Source organism: Cryobacterium aureum, from assembly GCF_002954245.1.
Taxonomy (GTDB): domain Bacteria; phylum Actinomycetota; class Actinomycetes; order Actinomycetales; family Microbacteriaceae; genus Cryobacterium; species Cryobacterium aureum.
Genome location: NZ_PPTG01000047.1, coordinates 1 through 3,450, shown reverse-complemented (window position 1 = coordinate 3,450; position 3,450 = coordinate 1). Strand labels below are relative to the sequence as shown.

General features: G+C 61.2%; 3 protein-coding genes. All 3 read left to right on the top strand.

Features of this window, described 5'->3' with window-relative positions:
• Positions 1-150 precede the first annotated feature (150 nt).
• From CJ028_RS16835 to CJ028_RS16825, 3 genes are read left to right on the top strand one after another with little or no spacing between them, the layout of a single operon-like run.
• A complete protein-coding gene (locus tag CJ028_RS16835) occupies positions 151-1,356 on the top strand; it encodes a tyrosine-type recombinase/integrase (protein ID WP_105036381.1) in 1,206 nt (401 codons plus the stop codon).
• The gene (locus tag CJ028_RS16830; RefSeq protein ID WP_105036380.1) at positions 1,353-2,309 is read left to right on the top strand and encodes a tyrosine-type recombinase/integrase; all 957 of its coding nucleotides are present in this window, start codon (positions 1,353-1,355) and stop codon (positions 2,307-2,309) included. The genes CJ028_RS16835 and CJ028_RS16830 overlap by 4 nt, the downstream gene beginning before the upstream one ends.
• Positions 2,309-3,349 (top strand): tyrosine-type recombinase/integrase, encoded by a 1,041-nt coding sequence (locus CJ028_RS16825; protein ID WP_105036379.1) that lies wholly within the window; start codon positions 2,309-2,311, stop codon positions 3,347-3,349. Before CJ028_RS16830 ends, CJ028_RS16825 begins: the two co-directional genes overlap by 1 nt.
• Positions 3,350-3,450 lie beyond the last annotated feature (101 nt).

Here is a 3,450-nt window from a genome sequence, read left to right as displayed (position 1 = left end):
ACAGCGATTATGCCGAGGATGACGTTAAGCCGAGGAACTGTTCCGACGCCAGAAGTTTATTGGGGATGGCCGCAGTTTTCTCGGTTTAGTGCAATGCCTCAACCAGCGTTACTTTCATCGTGTCCAGATGCGCGATGAAGGGAAAATGCTATGGAAACGATGGTTGATGACATTGGTGTCGTCGTTGTCGAGGCGTTGAGAGCGGCCAGCTATAAAGAGTCGACGATTGGCAACTATCAGAAGTCGATTCGATGGTTGGCAGTGCTGGCGCAGAAGGACGACGGCCGCTACACGCCTGCTTTGGGGGCGGAGTTCGCCTCGATGACGACGAGTCCGAGAACGGGCCGCTTCAGTGTCCAGCGCCGCTTCGATTACGGCCGGCTGGTGAGCGTGTTCGATTCGTATGTGGCGACCGGGCGGGTGAGCCTGGTGAAGGGAACCCGCGGCGCTGGCATTGTGGTTCCTCATTGCGCCGCCTTCGTCGCCCTGGCGGATGCGTGGTCGGACGAGGTTGAACGCCGCGGCCTGGCCGTATCTACTCGAAGCGCCTACGGTCGTGCAGCCCGTGAATACCTGCTCTTTTTGGAAGCAAGCGGGATCACGTCGTGGGAAGAAGCGGATGGCACCACCATGTTCGGATATCTGGAATCGTTGCGCGATCGGTGGGTGCCATCAGCGATGTGGTCCGCAGTAACGAACTTCCGGCCGTTCCTCACCTTTACACGTCGGCAGGATTTACTTGACGCGTTGACGATGGCGCGCATCCGGCGGTGGCACCAGCTCGTTCCCGAACTTGCCGAACGTGACGAGCTACTGGTGGTTCGGGCCTGCACCGGCAGCGATGTTCCTGCCCGGGATGCGGCAATTACGTTGCTGGCATTGGTGACGGGCTTGCGCGCCTGCGACCTTATTGCGTTGCGGCTGAAGGACATCGATTGGCGCGGCTCCACGCTCGGTATCGTGCAGCAGAAAACGGGCAACCCGCTGACGTTGCCGCTGCCTGCGGTGGTCCTCGGCAAGCTGGCCGAGTATGTGTTGGGCGACCGACCGCATTCCAACATCCCAAACGTTTTCCTGCGGTCGTTGGCCCCGCACCTCGCGTTGGCGGACCATGCGTCGATCTATGCGATCACGCGGCGAACATTTCGGGCCGCCGGGGCGACGCAGACCAAAGCGGGCACCCGGAAGTTGCGTCACCACGCGGCGACGAAGCTGCTGCGCGCGGGGACGCCGCTGCCGACGATCTCGGCGATTCTGGGCCACTCGTCTCCGGATTCCACCAACGTGTATTTGGGCGAGGACACCGAGCAGATGCGCGCCTGCGTGCTCCCGATGCCGGCAGGGACCGCACGATGAGCGAGCACGGTTTCACCAGCGTGTTCGCCGCCGATCTGGAGGGCTACCTCGCGTTCAAGTCGAGTATGGGCTGTTACGGCGCGTCCCGAATCTGGTATCTGAAACAGTTCGACCGATACTGCGCTGACCATTCTCTGGCGATTCTCGACCGGGCGACGATCGAGGGCTGGGTGACGGCCCTGCAATCATCCCGGCCGGGACCTTACCGATCATGGATGTCCTACATTCGGGATTTCGGTCGGTGGGCGCATATCAATGGCAATGACAACGCCTATGTGTTGTCGGATCATTGGAAGGCAAGTTTTGTCCGGTCGCAGCCCTACCTGTTGGCGGATGCCGAAATCAGGTTGTTCTTCCAGGCCGCCGCCCGGATAGAGGGTTCGTCGCCGTGGACATGGCAGGCCGTCGCATTCTTCGCCCTTATGCATTCCTGCGGGCTGCGCACCGGAGAAGTCCGCCACCTCACCCCGCACGATGTCCACTTGGACGACGGTGTGATCGAAGTACTCGCATCGAAAGGGCACCGCGACCGGCGGTTGCCACTCACCGGTGAACTCGTGGAGCTCCTGGCCGGCTGCGATGCCCGCACCCGCGGCGTTATCGCAGGCGATCGGGCCTCGTTCTTCGTCATGCCGACGGGGAAACCCGTGACCCCGGTGGCGGTCGGGATAATCTTCAACCGCATCTGGGACAAGGCTGCACTGACGCGAACTTTGGAGGGGAAGCGGCCGCGTCCCTATGATTTCCGGCACCACTTCGCCTACGCGAACCTTCAGCGGTGGATGACCGACGGCACCGACGTCAACGCGATGCTGCCCTATTTGGCCCGATATATGGGCCACGCGTCCTTGGACAGCACCTACTACTACGTCCATACCTCGCCGGACTTCATGGACAGTTACACCGCCATCACCCGCGACAGTGACCAGCTGCTGCCCGAAGTGGGCTTCTGATGAAACGCGACCCCCTCACCTCGACGCCGAACCTTTGGGGCTTCGCCCGCAACTACCTCCACGACTACATGCCCAGAGTCCGCGCCCTCTCGCCGAGAACCATCGAGGCCTACCGCATCTCCTTGGAGTGCTTCGTCAGCTTCCTCACCGATGAAAAGCAGCTGAACCGCAAGAACATCAGCTTCGTTCATCTCGAGCGGCCGATGCTGAAAGAGTGGCTCACCTGGATGCGCGAGACGAAGCACTACCAGCCCAAAACCGTCAGCTTACGGCTGACTGCGATCACCGCATTCCTGGCTTTCGCAGCCCAGGAAGACCTGACTCTCGTCGCCCTCCACGACACCGCGAAGACCTTGAAAGCACCGACGGAACCACGCAAACCGATCGAATACCTTGAGGCGGGCGAGACCGCCGCGGTCCTCGCTGCCTTTGACGGCTCCACGGCGAAGTCCCGCCGCAACCGGATGCTGTTGATCCTTCTCTATGAGAGCGCCGCCCGCGTCAGCGAACTCACCGCCCTCACCCTCGGGGACCTGACCCTGGCAACGCCGGCGCACCTGACCTTGACCGGGAAAAGAGCCAAAAGCCGCATCGTCCCACTGGGCGATAAAACGGTCGAACACCTGCAGGTCTATCTCACGGAGTTCCATCCCAACCTCGCGCGGCTCCCGGCGACGCGTCCGCTGTTCCACAGCTCCCACCTCGGGCAGCAGACCCGGCTGTCAGTCGACAGTGTCTCGGCGATCCTGGCCACCGCAGGCAACCTCGCCAGGCAGAACTGTCGGACGGTTCCGATTCGGCTGCACTGCCACATGCTGCGCAAAACCAAAGCGATGGACCTTTACAAACAGGGCATCCCGTTGCCGATCATCATGCAACTCCTCGGCCACGAAAGCATGAGCACCACCTCCGCGTTCTACGCCTTCGCCACTCTTGACATGATGACCGCAGCAATGAACGCCGCCACTCCTGAAATCAACATCGCCGACAACACCTGGCTCAGCGAGGAGAAACTGCAAATGCTCTACACACTCCGCTGATCGACGGCGACGCTAAGCCGACAAAACAAACGCCGTTCCCCGCAAACAACCAGCATCGACACGGTTCCTCGGCTTAACGTCATCCTCGGCATAATCGCTGT

Bases quoted from the DNA above. Each gene is read 5' to 3' on its own strand.
- CJ028_RS16835 (WP_105036381.1), top strand. From the start codon at position 151: ATGGAAACGATGGTTGATGACATTGGTGTCGTCGTTGTCGAGGCGTTG.
- CJ028_RS16830 (WP_105036380.1), top strand. From the start codon at position 1,353: ATGAGCGAGCACGGTTTCACCAGCGTGTTCGCCGCCGATCTGGAGGGC.
- CJ028_RS16825 (WP_105036379.1), top strand. From the start codon at position 2,309: ATGAAACGCGACCCCCTCACCTCGACGCCGAACCTTTGGGGCTTCGCC.